Origin of the sequence: Kineosporia babensis, from assembly GCF_021129305.1 — a bacterium.
Taxonomy (GTDB): Bacteria; Actinomycetota; Actinomycetes; order Actinomycetales; family Kineosporiaceae; genus Kineosporia; species Kineosporia babensis.
This window is the reverse complement of sequence record NZ_JAJOMB010000004.1, coordinates 262,936-278,347: the sequence shown is the minus strand read 5'-3', so window position 1 is coordinate 278,347 and position 15,412 is coordinate 262,936. Positions and strand designations below refer to the sequence as shown.

Genomic DNA, 15,412 nt, shown 5'->3' with positions numbered 1-15,412 from the left:
AGATCACCCTCTGACCGGGAAGGACCGGAGATCATGGACGAGACCTTCGTCGACATCACCCACGAGCGCACCCCCAAGAGCCGCCCGGACGGCGCGCCGGGCTGGATCTTCCTGTCCCTGACCTTGGTGAACGCCGCGCTGACGGTGGTGGCCTACGCCGCGCCGGGCACGTTCTTCCTGCTCTGGCTGGCCGCGGCGGTGGGCTGGCTGGTGCTCGGGGCGGTCTTCGTGATCAAGGCCGGACTGACCCTGGTGTTCGCCGGCTGGAAGTGGAAGCACCTCTGGCGCTGGCTGGCCGTCCCGCTGGTCGTGCTCACCCTCGGCCTGGTGGTGACCACCGGTCTGCCGCTGCGCGCCGGTCTGGCCACCGCGCAGCCGGCGATGATGGACTTCGTGTCCGACCCGCAGGCACCGGCTCCGGAGAAGGCCGGCGTGTTCCAGGTTCTCTCGGCCGAGCGCAGCCCCGACGGAACGGCCCGGTTCATGCTGGCGGACACCGGTTTCATCGACGGCACGGGCTTCGCCTACAGTCCTTACCGGGCTCCGCAGAACAGTTCCGAGGAACTCTACGAGCACATCACCGGCCCTTGGTACGCCTGGACGCAGAGGTTCTGATGAGAGTGCTCCTCCTGGAAGACGATCCGGATCTCGCCCTCGGAGTTGCCGGGGCTCTGCGCCGGGCGGGGCTGTCGGTGGACGTCACCGGCACCCTGGCCGCCGCCGACGAGGCCTTGAGTGTGAACGCCTACGACACCGCAGTTCTCGATCGGATGGTGCCTGACGGTGACGCCCTGCAGCTGGTGGCCCGGATGCGGCAGCGCGGGTTCGGCGTGCCGGTGCTCTTCCTGACCGCCCGCGACCAGATCCACGACCGGGTAGACGGATTCGAGGCCGGGGGAGACGACTACCTGGTCAAACCCTTCGCGGTGCCGGAGCTGGTGGTCCGGGTGCGCAGCCTGTGCCGCCGCTCGGGAACCCTGCGCCCAGCCGTGCTGGAATGCGGCGACCTGCGGATCGACTCGGCCCGGCACGAGGTGGCCCGGGCCGGCATCGAACTCTCGCTCACGCCGAAGGAGTTCGCCGTGCTGGAGTTGCTGGCCACCCGGCCGGGCCAGGTGGTCACCCGCTCCGAGCTGGTCGAGCACTGCTGGGACGAGATGGCCGACCCGGCCTCCAACGTGGTCGACGTGGTGGTCGGCCAACTGCGCCGCAAGCTCGGCCCACCCGCGGTGCTGAGCACCGTGCGCGGGCGTGGCTACCGGCTGGATTCGGCATGAACCTGCGAGCCGGTCCGGCTCCGATGCCCACCGTCCAGGCCCTGAACCGGCTGCGCACGCTGCTCACCGTCTGGTTCACCGCGGTCCTGGCGCTCGGCGTGGTGATTCTCGTGGCCTCGGTGTCCTGGGTCTCGCAAAGCCCAAGTGGCTCCGATGCCTACGCCGAGGAATCCGGTTCCGCGGGCCAGACCCTCGCCCTGATCCTGGCCGGGCTGGGGTCCTTGGCGGTGGCCGGCTTCGCTCCGCTGACCTGGATGCTCCTGGGCCAGCTGCTCAACCCGGCCAACCGGGCACTCACCGCGCAGGAGTCGTTCCTCGGCGCCGTCGCGCACGACCTACGCACCCCGCTGGCCACGCTTTCGGCGCTGATCACCACGGCCCGAGAAGATCCCGAAACCAAGGACGAGGCCCTCCAGCGAGCTTCTCGGCTGATCGAGCGCAGTGGAGACACGGTCGAGGACCTGCTCCTGCGCGCCCGGCTGGCCTCAGGCACTCTGCCCGTGCGTCCCCGTGCCGCCCGGCTCGATCAGGTGGTGGAAGCGGTGATCGCCGACCTGTCGCCGGTCGACCTCGAGGTCGAGATCACCGACGAGGGAGCAGCTTCGGTCCGGCTCGAGGTGGACGGTCACACCGTCAGCCTGCTCGCCGAGCCCACCGTGGCGTTGCTCGACCCGGTCCTGGCCGAGCGGGCGGTGGCCAACCTGGTCGCCAATGCGTTGCGCCACGGCCATCGGCCCGGCGAACCGGCCCGGATCGCAGTCACGGTCGGCCTGCAGGAAGGCCGGGCCGTGGTCACGGTGGCCGACGCAGGCCCGGGCCTGCGCCCGCCCGTCGGGCCGGCTGGCCTAGGGCTTTCCGTTGTGCGGTGGGTAGCCCGGGCGCACGACGGTGCCCTGCTCCTGGGCGCCGGTCCGCAACCGGGCACCCGAATCCGCCTGGCCTTCCCGGTTCCCGCAGGACAGGCCCTATGCTGATCCAGATCGGACAAATGGGGGCGTTGAAGCATGAAGCTTGACCACCAGCTGCACCGGATCGGCAACGACATCGTCGCCGCCTACCTGGTCGTGACCGACGAGGGCATCACCGTGATCGACGCGGGTCTGTCCGGGCAGTGGCGCGACCTGCTCGCCGAGCTCTCCGGCCTGGGTCGCGCACCGGCCGACATCCGGGGCGTCGTGCTGACCCACGGCGACGGCGACCACCTGGGCTTCGCCGAGCGCCTGCGCCGCGAGCACGGCGTGCCGGTGTACATCCACGAGGCCGACGCGGCTCGGGCCCGGGGCGAGGTCAAGGTCAGTCCTACGTTCGGACGCGTGCGGCCCGGTCCGATCGCCCGTTTCCTCTGGTACGCGGCCCGCAAGGGCGGACTGCGCACCACCTACCTCACCGAAGTTCAGGAGATCACCGCAGGCCAGGTGCTGGACCTGCCCGGCGCCCCGCGGATCATCGGACTGCCCGGCCACTCGCCCGGCAGCGTCGCGGTGCACGTACCCGCGGTGAATGCCCTCTTCGTCGGCGACGCCCTGACCACCAAGCACGTGCTGACCGGTCAGGAAGGCCCGCAGCCGGCTCCCTTCACCGACGATCCCGAGCAGGCCCTGGCCTCGCTCGACGAGCTGGCTCAGGTCGAGTGCAAGTGGGTACTGCCCGGTCACGGCACTCCCTGGAGCGGTGGTGTCTCCGAGGCCGTGATTCGAGTGCGCGCGGCGCAGGGGTAGACCCCCGGGCTGACGTATTCTGCGCTGGTGCAGCAACCCCACCCTCTCGACAACCCGGTCTGGTTCACCCTCACCGGCCCGCACGCGTCCATTGCTCTGGGCGATCCCGCGACCAAGGTGCGCCGCTACCCGTCCGAGATCTCACCGTTCATGGCGATCGGCGACCTGGCAGACCCGCAGGCCTGGGCCGACCTGGCCGCGCTGGCCGGCCCGGACCGCCAGGTGTTCCTCAGCGAGATCCCGGAACTGCCCGACTACCTGCCGCCCGGCTGGGAGATCGTGCAGCCGTACCTGGGCATCCAGATGGTCGCCACCGACGCCCTGATCACCGCTCCCGACCCGGAGGCGCTGCGGCTGGGACCGGCCGACGTGGACGACATGCTCGACCTGGTGGCCCGCAGCGAGCCCGGACCGTTCGAGCGCCGCACCGTCGAGCTGGGCAACTACTTCGGCCTGCGCCGTGAGGGCAAACTGGTGGCGATGGCGGGGGAGCGGCTGAACCCGCCCGGCTGGCGCGAGATCAGCGCCGTCACCACCGACCCCTCGCACCGCCGCAAGGGTTTCGCCGGCCGTCTGATCCGCGCCGTGGCTCACGAAATCGTCGAACGCGGCGAAACCCCACTGCTCCACGTCGATTCCCGCAACGCCGGGGCAATTCGCCTGTACCAGTCCATCGGCTTCGCCATCCGCCGCCGCCCCACCTTCTTCCTCCTGCGAGCCCCCGAACCGGCGTAGAAGCTCACAGCTTCGGGGCCGGGCAGGTGGCGCCGGCCGCGGGCGTCTTCAGGTCGACGAGGTAGCCGGTCACGGCATTGGCCACGCAGGAACCGGCGGCCTTGCTGCCGACCACGCCGTGGCCCCAGCCCTCGTAGGTGAGGAGGGTGGCGCCGCTCTGGCGGGCCGCGTTCTGGGCCCACTCGTAGGGCGTCGAGGGGTCGAATCGGCTGTTGACCATCAGCACCGGCGGCACGTTGTTCCAGATCATCGGGGCCTGCGGGTTGCGGACCGGGGTCGGCCAGTTCTGGCAGCTGAGCACGGCGCCGATGGCCTGGCCGGAGACCCGCATGTCCGGGGCCACCGCGGCCGAGGCCTTCAGATGACCGCGCAGGGCGGCGGCGTTGGGCAACTGCACGTTCCAGTCGGCGCAGAAGATGCCGTCGGCGGTCTTCTCCACGCTCTGTTCCGAGGCCCCCGGTGCCGCAGCCTTGGCCGCGGAGGCCTTGGACTCGGCCAGCTTGGCGTGCCAGGTGGACAGCTGCTCCCAGCTCGGCGAGAGCAGGTACGACTGGGTGCTGTCGAGCAGCGTGCTGCTGCCGACCTTCTCCTCGGAGTCCGGGTCGACCAGCTTGCCCTGCGCGGCCCGGGTGCGGAGCTGGGCGAAGGTCTTGCGGGCACCCTGCTGGTGCACCGCACACTCGGTGCTGGTGTCGCACCACTTCACGTACTCGTCGAAGCTGTCCTGTGCCGCCTTGGCCTCGCTGACCAGGAAGGCGCGCAGCGGCAGGCTGTGGTCCATGTTGCTGTCCAGCAGCAGCGCCCGCACCCGATCGGGGAACAGCTGGGCGTACTGCTGGCCCATCAGGGTGCCGTAGGAAACGCCGTAGAACGTGAGCTTCTCGTCGCCGAGAGCCGCTCGGATCGCGTCGATGTCACGCACCACGCTCTGGTTGTCCAGGAATTCGAGCACCTTTCCGCTCTCCTGGCGGCAGGCTCGTCCATCCTGCTGGTTCGCCTTCTTGATCAGGCGTAACTGCTGTTCGTTCAGGGATTTTCCGGTGAATACCGCATCGATCAGGTCTTCGGTGAGAACGGTGCCGCGTACGCCGGGGACCGGGCACTTGACCGCTGCGCTGGATCCCACTCCGCGCGGGTCGAAGCCGACGATGTCGAACTGGCTGCGGATCTTCTTGCTGAACGCTTCGGCACCGCTGCCTTTCAGCATGTCCACACCGGAAGCACCCGGGCCGCCGGGGTTGTAGACCAGTGAGCCGATCCGCCGGCCCGGATCGGTGGCCGGCCGGCGGGCCAGTGCGATCTTGATCTTCTCGCCGTTCGGCTTCGACCAGTCCACCGGCACCGAGATTTTCGCGCAGTCGACCTCGGGCTCGTCTTTGCAGGGTTTCCAGTCGGGAGACTTCACCGAGGAACTGGGGACGCTGGGGGCTGGGCTTGCGTAGGCCGGCAGGACTCCCGTTGCGGTCAGGGCGGCGGTGACGGCCAACGCCACGAGGCTGCGATTTCTCATGGTCGGAACGCTAGTAGCCGACGGACGCCGGGCGCGTCGCCCCGAGGGACCAGAAGGACCCGTCATACCTGGGTTTGACGGGTCCTTCTGTGGTCGTACAAACCCTAGGCGTTGGTGTCCTTCAGGCCGTCCAGGAACGCGAGATCCTCGGCGGAGATGGTGAAGTCGACCTCGGCGTTCTCGACGATCCGCGAGGGGGTGACCGACTTCGGCAGCGGCAGGACGTCCTTCTCCAGCAGGTAGCGGATGCAGACCTGGGCCACCGACTTGCCGTACTTCTCGGCGATCCGGCCCACCTCGGGGTTGTCCAGGATCGCCCCGGTGGCCAGCGGCGAGTAGCCCTCCACCAGGATGTCGTGGGCCTTGCAGTAGGCCGTGGTCTCGTCCTGGGTGTAGCCGATGAACCAGCGGATCTGGTTGACCATCGGCTGGACCTGCGCGGTCTGCTTCAGCGACTCCAGGTCGGCGACCGAGAAGTTGGACACGCCGATCGAGCGGATCCGCCCGGCGGTGTAGAACTCCTCCATCGCCCGCCAGACCGCCTGGTTGCCCTCGGCGCAGTCCTTGCCCCGTTCCTCCCACGGCCACGGGGCGTGGATCAGGTAAAGGTCCACCGGGCCGAGGCCGAGCAGCGAGCTGGACTCCTCGAAGCTGGCCTTGGCCGCTTCGTAGTCCTTGATCTGGGCCGGGAGCTTGGTGGTGATGAAGATTTCGTCGCGCGGGATGCCGCTGTCGCGCACCGCCCGCCCGACGCTGGCCTCGTTGCCATAGGCCCGGGCGGTGTCGATGTGCCGGTAACCGCTCTTCAGCGCGTGCGTGACGGAGTCGTAGGTGTCGGCGCCGTCGGGGATCTGCCAGGTGCCGAAGGCGACCTTGTGGATCTGCACACCGTTGGCCAGGGCGAAGTATTCGTTGAGCACGGACATGCTGCTCACCCTACGAGGGCGGGCCGGGCCTGCCACCGCGGATACCGTAGAAAGCGTGATCAGTGACGTGCAGGTGTGGGCCCAGGAGCTGGCCCGGGCCGACATTCCGCCGATGCGGGCGCGCGGGCCGGTCGCCGAGGACTTCCGGGCCCGGCTGTCCACCACGGCGCTCGGGCCGGTCCGGCTGGCCGAGCTGGCCACGCCGGGTGGTGAGTGTTTCCGCGACGAGTCCCGGGTGCGCGAGCGGGACCAGGAGTTCTGCCAGCTCTACCTGACCGTGCACGGCCACACCCGGCTGGAGCAGAACGGACGGTCGGCCGACCTGGAGGTGGGGGATCTGGCCGTGGTCGATCCGGCCCGGCCGCTGCGGGTGGTCACCACCGACACCCGGTACCTGACGGTGCTGGTGCCGCGGCGTCTGCTCGGCATCGAGGCGAACGATCTGGCCCGGCTGTCGGGTGAGCGGATCCCCGGTACGCAGGGTTCGGCGGCGCTGCTGGCGGCGCTGGCCCGCACCGCGATCGGGTCCGCCGGCGAGTTCGATCCGGAAGAGGCAGCCCGTTCAGGTGTGGCAGTGGCCGAACTGACCACGGCGTTGCTGGCGGCGCGGCTGCCCAGGGCCCGGTACTCGCCGGACGAGGCGCTGCGCAGCCGGATTCGCGCGTTCGTGGCGGCCCGGTTGCCCGATCCGGGCCTGAACCCGGCGACAGTGGCTGCCGCCCATCATGTTTCCGTGCGCCGGCTGCACCAGCTGTTCCAGCGTGAACCGCGCACCGTGGCCGCGCTGATCCGGCACAGCCGGCTGGAGCGCTGCCGGGCCGAGTTGGCCGCTGAGGCGCACCGGCACCGGACGGTCGCGGCCGTCGCGGCCCGCTGGGGGTTCACCGACCCGGCTTACTTCAGCCGGCTCTTCCGGAGCGTCTACGGCTGTACGGCGAGCGAGCATCGGCGTAACGCGCTCATCTCCAACTGATCCTGCGTGCGTCTCCATGGCCGTGGCCCGGGCGGGCGCAGACGATGAAGCGGTCAGATCAGCGGGAGCAACAGGAGCAGAGAAGTTGGAACAGACTGTCGAGACGTTGAGCGCGGTCGCGTCCCGGATGGGCCGGGCCTGGAACGACGGGGACGCGGCCGGTTTCTTCGCCGACTTCGCCGAGGACGGCAAGCTGGTGGAGTTCGAGGGCACGATCGGTCAGGGCCGCCAGGCTCTGGTCCAGGCCCAGACCCCGCTGTTCGAGACCGTGCTCAAGGGCTCGCGGCTGGTGGACAGCTCGGTAGAGTTCGCCGAGATCGTCCAGCCGGGCGTCGGGATCGTGCACCACCGGGCCGTCCTGCTGATGGCCGGCGAGACCGATCCCTTGCCGACCCGGTACCTGTCGCAGCTGTACGTGCTGCACTGGCGCGACGAGCGCTGGCAGATCGTGGCCCTGCACAACTCCCGGGTGCTGTCGTTCCGGAGCATCGCCCAGCTGGACGCGCTGGCCGGGTAGCAGCGAACGTGAGAACGGCGGGTACGCCGCGCCAACAGCCCCCGCCGTTCCCACGAGTTCTTCGGCCCTGATCCACAGGACAGGCCCTAATCAGTAGCGAGCAACTCGAGCGTGTCCACCACCCGGTGGGAGAAGCCCCACTCGTTGTCGTACCAGGCCACCACCTTGATGTGATGTCCGTCCACCCGGGTCAGGGCCGCGTCGAAGATCGCCGAGGCGCTCTGCCCGGTGATGTCGCTGGAGACCAACGGCTCGTCCGCGTACTCGAGGATGCCCTTGAGCTTGCCCTCGGCGGCCGCCCGGTACGCGGCCAGCACCTCGTCCCGCGAAACCTCGCGCTCGACCGAGGTGTTCAGCTCGACCAGCGATCCGACCGGAACCGGTACGCGGATCGAGTCGCCGGAGAGCTTGCCGTCCAGTTGGGGGAGGACCTTGCCGATCGCCTTGGCCGCACCCGTGGTGGTGGGCACGATGTTGACCCCGGCCGCCCGGGCCCGGCGCAGGTCGCGGTGCGGGCCGTCCTGCAGGTTCTGCTCCTGGGTGTAGGCGTGCACCGTGGTCATGAACCCGTGCTCGATCCCGGCCAGTTCGTCCAGCACCGCGGCCAGCGGGGCCAGCGCGTTGGTGGTGCACGAAGCATTGGAGACGACGACGTGCCGGGCCGGGTCGTACACCTCGGTGTTCACACCGAAGGCCAAGGTGACGTCGGCCCCTTCCGAGGGCGCGCTGACCAGAACCTTGCGGGCTCCGGCGCTCAGGTGGGCCCGGGCCGCCTCGGCCTTGGTGAAGCGGCCGGTGGCCTCCAGCACCAGGTCGACCTCCAGCTCGGCCCAGGGCAGGTTGGCCGGATCCCGCTCCGAGAGCAGCCGGATGCGGTGTTCGCCCACCACCAGATCAGCGCCGTCCAGGCGCACCGGCAGGTCCAGCCGGCCCAGGGCGCTGTCGTACTTCAGCAGGTGGGCAGAGGTTTCCGGGGTGCTCAGGTCGTTGACCGCCACCACTTCGAGCTTGCTGTCGCGCTCCAGCAGGGCGCGCAAAGTGTTGCGGCCAATCCGGCCGAATCCGTTCACGGCGATGCGGGTCATCGCTCCCCCTCTCCATCTCGCCACCCATCCTGAACGAGCTCCGAGCCAGGCGACAGTGGCCTGAACGACAGCATGCGCAAGCTTCACGCCAGCGTGAATGCCAGCGAGCGCAAGGATCAAGCCAACCAGATCGCCACTGAGCGCAAAGATCCAGCCAGCCGGAGCGTCTGTTGCTGGAGAAATCAGGCCGAGAAGGTGTGCCGGTACTCGGTGGGCGATGTGCCCAGAATCCGCTGGAAGTGCAGCCGCAGATTCGCCCCGGTGCCCAGCCCGACGCGTCCGGCAATTTCTTCTACCCCCAGGTCCGAGCGCTCCAGGAGCTCGCGGGCCACGTCGATCCGGGCCCGTAGTACCCACCGCATCGGCGTATGCCCCGTGCTCTCCGCAAACCGGCGCGAGAACGTCCGTACCGAGACTCCGGCATGCCGGGCAAGATCGTCCAAAGTCAGGGGTTCGGCCAGACGCTCCAACGCCCACTGCCGCGTATCGGCGAACAGTTCCCCCACCACTTCCGGAACCACCCGGGGCACGTACTGCGCCTGACCCCCGCTGCGAAACGGCGCTGCCACCACCCGTCGTGCAACCTCGTTCGACAGGGCAACCCCGTGATCGGTACGCACCAGATGCAGACACAGGTCGATCCCCGAAGCCGCCCCCGCCGACGTAAGTACCTGCCCCTCGTCCACAAACAGCACGTTCTCGTCCACCCGCACCAGGGGATGCTTCTGCGCCAGGGCCTTGGTGTAGTGCCAGTGAGTGGTCGCTCCCCGCCCGTCCAGCAAACCCGTCGCCGCCAGAGCAAACGCCCCCGTAGAGATGGCCGCCAGCCGCGCGCCGCGCTCGCGGGCCTCCAACAAAGCCCCCACCACGGACGCCGGCGGTTCTGTGTTCGCCGGATCGCGGTAGCCGGGGATGAAGATGGTGTCGGCGTGGCTCAGCGCCTCCAGTCCCTCGGCCACGTGGTACGACAGTCCATCGCCCCCGGTCACCAGGCCGGGGGCGGCGCCGCAGACCCGCACCTCGTAGGGCATGGTCGGACGGTTGGCGAACACCTGGGCGGGGATGCCGACGTCAAGCGGCTTGGCGCCCTCGAGGACCAGAACGGCGATGCGGTGGTTGCGTTCGCTCACCCGGCCACGATCTCACTCCACGCGTACTCCGGGCAGCGTGCGCTGCAGCCAGCGCGGCGCCCACCAGGCTCGCTCGCCCAGCAGGCGCATCACCGCGGGCACGATCAGGCAGCGGATCACCAGCGCGTCGAGCAGCACGGCGGTGGCCATGCCCAGGCCCATCATCTGCAGCATCCGGTCCGGGCTGAGGACGAAGGCGCCGAACACCACGATCATGATCGCCGCGGCGGCCGTGATCACGCTGCCGGTGGTGGCCAGGCCCTCGCGGACCGCAGTGCTCGCAGTGCCGGTGCGCAGCCATTCCTCATGCATCCGGGAGACCAGGAAGACTTCGTAGTCCATGGACAGCCCGAACACGATGGCGAACATCATCACCGGCACGAACGCCTCGATCGGGCCGGGCTCGGCCCACAGCAGGCCGTGCTGGAACACCAGGACCATCACCCCGAGCGCGGCCGAGATCGAGAGCAGGTTCAGCACCGCGGCCTTGATCGCGATCGCCACCGAACGGAACACCATCAGCAGAAGCAAAGCCGAAAGTCCCACCACCGCAGCCACGAACAGCGGGAAGCGCTCGCCGACGGCCGAGGAGAAGTCCACCGTGGCCGCTGTCGGGCCACCCACCAGCACGCCGTCGGGCAGGTCGGCCCGTAGTTGCGAGACCAGGTCTGCGGTCTCCTCGTCCTGTGGGGCGGTGGTCGGGAAAGCGAGAGTGGTGAACAACTGGCCATTTTCGGACGCCTGCGGCGGGGTTGCCGCGGCGACCCCGGAGTGCGCATTGAGGACGTCGAACGCGGCTTGCGCCTTCGTCTCGTCGGCGTTGCTGGTCACCACCACGAGCGGGCCGTTCGCCCCCGGGCCGAAGGCCTCGGCGATCAGGTCGTACGCCTGGCGGGTGGTGCTGCCTGGTGCGTCGTTGCCCTCGTCGGCGAAGCCCAGGCGCAGGTCCAGAGCGGGAGCGCTGAGCGCGAGCAGGGCGACGACAGCGATCAGCAGGGCCGGCAGCGGACGGCGCTGCACCAGGGTGGCCCAGGCCCGCCAGCGCTTGCCGTTGCCACGAGGGCGCTTTCGGATGCTGCGCTCGATCCGCCGGCCGAAGATGGTCAGCAGCGAGGGCAGCAGGGTCAGCGCGGCGAGCATGGTGGTCAGCACGGTCAGGGTGACGCCGAAAGCCACGCCCTCCAGCGCTTTCAGGCCGAGCGTGTACAGGCCCAGCAAGGCGATCACGACCGTCGCCCCGGCGAAGAGGACCGAGCGCCCGGCGGTGTCCAGGGCGATGCGGGCGGCGGTTTCCCGTTCGGCGCCGTGCAGCAGCTCGGCCCGGTAGCGGGCGAAGACCAGCAGCGAGTAGTCGATCCCGACGCCCAGCCCGACCAGCATCAGCACCGGCGCGGTGTAGTCGGGGATGGTCATCAGGTGCGAGAACAGGGCCACCGCACCGAACGTGGTGCCGACCGCGAAGATCGCGGTGATCAGCGGGAGTGAGGCCGCCAGCAGCGAGCCGAACAGGAACAGCAGAATCACCAGGGCCGCGATCACTCCCGCGCCCTCGGCGCCGCCCCCACCGCCTTCTTCCACCTCGCGGATCGCATCGCCGGAGAGCTCGACTCGCAGGTCATCGCTCTCGTGCCCGAGCGCGACGTCCAGAATCGCCCGTCGGTCGTCGGCCGGGATCGCCCCGGCGGCATCGTCGAGCAGCACTGTGGCCAGGCCGACCGTGCCGTCGTCGGAAACCGGATCGGGTGGCTGGACTGCGGCGACGTGATCCAGGGGGCGCAGGTCGGCCAGCAGCGAGTCGATCGGCGCCTGCTGCCCGGCGAGCCCGCCGTCGGCCTGCAGTGCCACGATGATGCTGTCGCCGGTCTGCTGCGGGCTGTGCTCGGCGTAAGTGTCCAGCAGCTCCTGTGATTCGGTGCCGGGCAGGGTGAAGTCGTTGCTGTAGTCGTTGCCCGCCACGGTGGAGCCGGCGGTGATTGCGACCAGGATCAGCAGCCACAGCCCGATCGCGCTCCAGTGGTGCCGCTGCGACCAGCCGGCCAGGCGGGTCATCCGGGTGTGCCGCTCGTGCGGTGGTGCCTCGCGGGATTCGGTGGCAGTCACGACGGTCCCCCATGTACGTAGGCTGTCTACCTGTAGGCTGCCAATGTATGGCGCGCTTATGTAGGCTGTCTACATGAAGGCTGATGCGGTCCGGGGCCACCTCGACGCCCTGATCCTGGCCGCGCTGGAGCACCGGCCCCTGCACGGCTACGCGATCATCGAGGCCCTGACCGCCCGCAGCGGCGGCGAGCTGGACCTGCCCACTGGCACCGTCTACCCGGCCCTGCGCCGGCTGGAGGCGGCCGGTTACCTGGACAGCGACTGGTCCGAGGCCTCCGGTCGCAAGCGCCGCACGTACACCTTGTCGCGCGCCGGGCACAAACGTCTGGCCGCCGCCCGGGCCGAGTGGCAGGTCTTCGCCCGGGTCGTCGGCGGTGCCCTCGGCCCCGCCTGATTTCAGGGAGTTCCCCGATGCGCCCCGCACCCTTGTTGCGTCACTCTCGTCAGGTGAGCTACCTCGGCGAGCTGGACGCTGCCCTGACCGGGCCGCGCCGGCTCAAACGCGACCTGCTGCAGGAGGCCGCCGACCATCTGGACGACGCCACCGAGGCGCTGGTAGAGGCCGGGCACGCCCCGTCCGAGGCCCGGGCCCGCGCCGAGTCCGACTTCGGCCCGGTCGCCGAGGTGGCCGATGCCTACGCCGGCACCCTGGCGGTGGCGTCCGCCCGGCGCACGGTGGGCCTGCTGTTGTTCGTGCTGTCGTTCCAGCCGTTCCTGTGGGACAAGGGCGTCAACTTCGGCAAGATGTTCTCCAAGGAGAGCCCGGACACGTGGTGGTACGCGGTGCTCGACCTGAGCATGGAGATCGGCGGCGGCATCGCCCTGTTCGGTGCCGCGCTGGCCCTGGTGGTCACCGGCCTGGGCGGCCGCTGGTTCCCGGTCGGCCGCCGCACCGCCCGCGCCGCTGCCTTCTTCACCGTCGCCGCAGCCGTTTTCGTGCCCCTCAATGCCTCGGTCATGCTGGTCAGCGATGGTGTTCAGCCACAACTGTGGGGCCTGGCCGCCCTGCTCATGGTGATGCCCCTGGCGATTACCGTCGTCAGTGCCTGGGGCACCATCGCCAGCGCCCGGACCGTCGTCTCAGAGCCAGAAGCCGTCCGGCAGCAGGTCTGATCCAGGGCACACCGGAATCTCGAGGGCGCCCGGCTACGGGGCCCGGATCGTCCGTTCCCGGGTGGCCAGCCAGTCGTCCAGGGCCGAGGCGGCCAGCGGGCGCGCGATGAAGTAGCCCTGAGCCTGGTCGCAGCCGTTCTCGGCGAGCGCGGTGAGCGTGGTCTGGTCCTCCACCCCCTCGGCGACCATGTGCAACCCCAGGCTGTGGGCCAGTTCGATGGTGGAGAACACCAGGGCGGCGGCCCGCGCGTCCTCGGCCATCGGGAACACGAACGAGCGGTCCAGCTTCAGGTCGTCCACCGGTAGTTCCCGCAGGTAGGCGAGGGAGCTGTAGCCGGTACCGAAATCGTCCACGGCGATCCGGATCCCCAGATCGCGCAGCCGGGTGAGGATCTCACGGGTGCGGTCGTGGTCGGACATCAGGAACTCTTCGGTAACCTCGATCTCCAGGGCCTCGGCGGGCAGCCCGCGCTGGTTCAGCATCGCGGCCAGCTCGTAGGGCAGATCGGCGTCGACCAGCGAACTGGGGGAAAGGTTGACCGCCACCGACAGCGGCCGCCGGGCCCGGTGCCAGAGCGCGGCCTGGTCCAGCGCCTCGGTCAGCACGGCCTGGTTCAGCCGCCGCATCATGCCCGCGTCCTCGGCCAGAGTGAGGAACGAGTCGGGGTAGAGCAGGCCGCGTTCAGGGTGGCTCCAGCGCACCAGGGCCTCGACCGCGTGCACCTCGCCGGTGACCAGGTCGAGCTTGGGCTGGTAGTGCAGGGCCATCTGCCCCTGCTCCAGGCCGCTGTGCAGTTCCTGCAGGATCCGCAGCCGCATCGGGCCCGAGTCGTCGCTGTCGCCGGAGTAGACCAGTTGCCCCCGGCGCTGGCGTTTGGCCTGGTACATCGCGATGTCGGCGCGGCGCAGCAGCAGGGTCAGGGTGTCGCCGTGCTCGGGGGCCAGCACCATGCCGATGCTCGCGTCGGTGCGCAGGGCGATGCCTTCCAGGGTGAACGGCCGGGCGATCTCGGCGCGCAGGCTCTCGGCCAGCAGTTCGGCCCCGGGCTCGTCCACGTCCTCGATGAAGATCGCGAACTCGTCGCCGCCGAGCCGGGCCAGCAGGTCGCCCGGCCGGGTGGCGGCCTCCAGCCGGCGGCCGATCTCGAGCAGTAGCCGGTCGCCGATGTGGTGCCCCAGGCTGTCGTTGACCTCTTTGAACCGGTCCAGGTCGACCAGCAGCAGGGCGCACGAGCGCCGCCCGCTCAGCCGCCGCAGCCGGCCGTCGGCGTCGCCGTGGAACGCCCGCCGGTTGGCCAGGCCGGTGAGGTCGTCGGTGCTGGCCTGTTTGCGCAGCAGCGTCAGGCGGCGCAGTTGCCGGAAGGCGTAGAGCGTACGGACGCCCGCGGCCACCTGGGTGAGGACGGCCAGCCCGAGCGCGAGACCGGAGACATGGTCGCCCTTGAACCCGGTACCCGCCGCCACCAGCACGGCGAGGCTGGCCAGGGTGGCCAGGCCGGGCAGGAGCAGCGCGGGCTGGTGCTCCGTGTCGGGGGCGGGTTCGTGCGGGTCCACGGTCCAGGTGGCCATCAGCACCAGTCCGATGGTCCACAGCACGTCGGTGCCGCCGCCGGGCTGGTAGGAGTTGGTCAGCAGGGACAGCGCGGACATCATGTCGATCACGGTGAAAGCGGTCAACCCGCCGAGCAGCAGCAGCCAGTAAGGCCTAAGCCGGCGTCCCTGCATCGCGATCATCCCGAGGACGAACGCGGCCAGGAAGAGGTCGCAGAGCGGGTAGAACAGCGCCAGGCTGGCGCCCAGCGCATTGCCGGAGGCGCGCAGCAGCACCTCGTTCAGGACCATCGCGATCACGGCGCCCGAGCCGAGCATGCCCAGGGCGCTGTCCATCCAGACCTCCGGCCCGGCCCGGGTGTTCAGTTCGCGGCGCGCGGCCAGCCCGACCGCGATCAGCACCAGCGGGTAGAACAGGGCGAACCCGTAGTCGGTGGGGGCCGGGAAGTCGTATTCGATGCCCAGGGCGTAGAGCCAGACGTACACGCCGTTGCTCAGGGCGAAAACGCTCACCGCGGCGGCCATCGCCACGATCTCCGGCCGTCGGCGGCCCGCCTGACGCAGGTGCGACCAGGCCAGGGCGGCAGCGGCGATCTGGGTCCCGATGTCGAGGATGCCGTCCAGCAGCAGGCTCGCGTCAGCGCCGGTGCGCACGGTCAGCCACAGTGCGTACACGGCGAGCATGAGCCAGGTCAGACCCAGCAGTAGGCGATTCAAGACTCTCCCGGACCGACAGACGCCTCTCGTTCAGGGGAATCGGCCGCTCAACCCTGAGCC

At 69.8% G+C, this 15,412-nt stretch carries 15 protein-coding genes; 9 read left to right on the top strand and 6 right to left on the bottom strand.

Annotated elements, in window-relative coordinates; genetic code table 11:
* The first annotated feature begins 33 nt into the window (after positions 1-33).
* From LR394_RS10150 to LR394_RS42830, 5 genes are read left to right on the top strand one after another with little or no spacing between them, the layout of a single operon-like run.
* Complete coding sequence (locus tag LR394_RS10150) at positions 34-615, top strand: hypothetical protein (protein WP_231440439.1); 582 nt, start codon at positions 34-36, stop codon at positions 613-615.
* Positions 615-1,277, top strand: a complete 663-nt coding sequence (locus LR394_RS10145; protein WP_231440438.1) for a response regulator transcription factor — start codon at positions 615-617, stop codon at positions 1,275-1,277. The genes LR394_RS10150 and LR394_RS10145 overlap by 1 nt, the downstream gene beginning before the upstream one ends.
* Complete coding sequence (locus LR394_RS10140) at positions 1,274-2,251, top strand: sensor histidine kinase (protein WP_231440437.1); 978 nt, start codon at positions 1,274-1,276, stop codon at positions 2,249-2,251. The genes LR394_RS10145 and LR394_RS10140 overlap by 4 nt, the downstream gene beginning before the upstream one ends.
* 30 nt (positions 2,252-2,281) lie before the next feature.
* Positions 2,282-2,995 carry an MBL fold metallo-hydrolase gene (locus LR394_RS10135; RefSeq protein ID WP_231440436.1) on the top strand — a complete coding sequence of 238 codons (714 nt, stop codon included), beginning with the start codon at positions 2,282-2,284 and terminating at the stop codon, positions 2,993-2,995.
* A 27-nt stretch (positions 2,996-3,022) separates the two neighbouring features.
* Entirely contained in the window at positions 3,023-3,730 is a 708-nt protein-coding gene (locus tag LR394_RS42830; protein ID WP_231440435.1) for a GNAT family N-acetyltransferase, read from the top strand.
* 4 nt (positions 3,731-3,734) lie between these two features.
* Here the strand turns inward: LR394_RS42830 and LR394_RS10125 are convergent, their stop codons facing one another.
* Together LR394_RS10125 and LR394_RS10120 are read right to left on the bottom strand one after the other, a co-directional pair.
* The gene (locus LR394_RS10125; protein WP_231440434.1) at positions 3,735-5,240 is read right to left on the bottom strand and encodes an alpha/beta hydrolase; all 1,506 of its coding nucleotides are present in this window, start codon (positions 5,238-5,240) and stop codon (positions 3,735-3,737) included.
* Positions 5,241-5,344: 104 nt separating this feature from the next.
* On the bottom strand, positions 5,345-6,166 hold the full coding sequence (locus LR394_RS10120) for an aldo/keto reductase (protein WP_231440433.1): 822 nt from the start codon (positions 6,164-6,166) through the stop codon (positions 5,345-5,347).
* A gap of 55 nt (positions 6,167-6,221) precedes the next feature.
* Between LR394_RS10120 and LR394_RS10115 the strand changes: the two genes are divergently transcribed.
* Both LR394_RS10115 and LR394_RS10110 read left to right on the top strand, forming a co-directional pair.
* Positions 6,222-7,139 carry an AraC-like ligand-binding domain-containing protein gene (locus tag LR394_RS10115; RefSeq protein ID WP_231440432.1) on the top strand — a complete coding sequence of 306 codons (918 nt, stop codon included), beginning with the start codon at positions 6,222-6,224 and terminating at the stop codon, positions 7,137-7,139.
* An 85-nt stretch (positions 7,140-7,224) separates the two neighbouring features.
* Complete coding sequence (locus LR394_RS10110; protein ID WP_231440431.1) at positions 7,225-7,656, top strand: SgcJ/EcaC family oxidoreductase; 432 nt, start codon at positions 7,225-7,227, stop codon at positions 7,654-7,656.
* Between the two features lie 86 nt (positions 7,657-7,742).
* On the opposite strand, the gene gap is transcribed toward LR394_RS10110, so the two are convergent.
* The 3 genes from gap to LR394_RS10095 form a co-directional block, all read right to left on the bottom strand.
* A complete protein-coding gene (gap, locus tag LR394_RS10105) occupies positions 7,743-8,741 on the bottom strand; it encodes a type I glyceraldehyde-3-phosphate dehydrogenase (RefSeq protein ID WP_231440430.1) in 999 nt (332 codons plus the stop codon).
* A gap of 182 nt (positions 8,742-8,923) precedes the next feature.
* The gene (locus tag LR394_RS42825; protein WP_231440429.1) at positions 8,924-9,871 is read right to left on the bottom strand and encodes a GlxA family transcriptional regulator; all 948 of its coding nucleotides are present in this window, start codon (positions 9,869-9,871) and stop codon (positions 8,924-8,926) included.
* A 12-nt stretch (positions 9,872-9,883) separates the two neighbouring features.
* A complete protein-coding gene (locus LR394_RS10095; protein ID WP_269328945.1) occupies positions 9,884-11,920 on the bottom strand; it encodes an MMPL family transporter in 2,037 nt (678 codons plus the stop codon).
* Positions 11,921-12,044: 124 nt separating this feature from the next.
* Between LR394_RS10095 and LR394_RS10090 the strand changes: the two genes are divergently transcribed.
* Positions 12,045-12,365, top strand: coding sequence for a PadR family transcriptional regulator (locus tag LR394_RS10090; RefSeq protein WP_231440427.1), 321 nt, complete (start codon positions 12,045-12,047; stop codon positions 12,363-12,365).
* Positions 12,366-12,418: 53 nt separating this feature from the next.
* A complete protein-coding gene (locus LR394_RS10085) occupies positions 12,419-13,084 on the top strand; it encodes a permease prefix domain 1-containing protein (protein ID WP_231440426.1) in 666 nt (221 codons plus the stop codon).
* 33 nt (positions 13,085-13,117) lie between these two features.
* On the opposite strand, the gene LR394_RS10080 is transcribed toward LR394_RS10085, so the two are convergent.
* The gene (locus tag LR394_RS10080; RefSeq protein ID WP_231440425.1) at positions 13,118-15,352 is read right to left on the bottom strand and encodes a putative bifunctional diguanylate cyclase/phosphodiesterase; all 2,235 of its coding nucleotides are present in this window, start codon (positions 15,350-15,352) and stop codon (positions 13,118-13,120) included.
* Positions 15,353-15,412 lie beyond the last annotated feature (60 nt).